The organism is Halostella sp. PRR32 (assembly GCF_034808085.1).
GTDB lineage: Archaea > Halobacteriota > Halobacteria > Halobacteriales > Natronoarchaeaceae > Halostella > Halostella pelagica.
Genome location: NZ_JAXHGL010000244.1, coordinates 1 through 245, shown reverse-complemented (window position 1 = coordinate 245; position 245 = coordinate 1). Strand labels below are relative to the sequence as shown.

1 protein-coding gene is annotated in these 245 nt (G+C 69.4%); it reads right to left on the bottom strand.

The annotated features are described in order from the left end of the window. Positions 1 to 115, bottom strand: a 115-nt coding sequence (locus SM753_RS21020) for a 3-hydroxyacyl-CoA dehydrogenase NAD-binding domain-containing protein (protein ID WP_323192981.1), incomplete at its 3' end; no start/stop codon positions are given. Positions 116 to 245: the final 130 nt, after the last annotated feature.

Genomic DNA, 245 nt, shown 5'->3' with positions numbered 1-245 from the left:
CCTCGTCGAGGACGGTCTCGTCGATGTCGCGCATCGCGACGTCGTGGCCCGCCATCGCGCTCACCTGCGCGATGCCGTGGCCCATCGTGCCGGCTCCGAGTACACAGATACGCATACCAGAACGCGCGACGGCCTGGCAGGTAAGCGTTGCCCGTTCCGGGCGTCGCCTCACCGACGTCCGGCGGGCCGCACCTTGAACCCGTACCGCGTCACGCCCTCCTGCGTGTATATCCGGCGGACGGTCG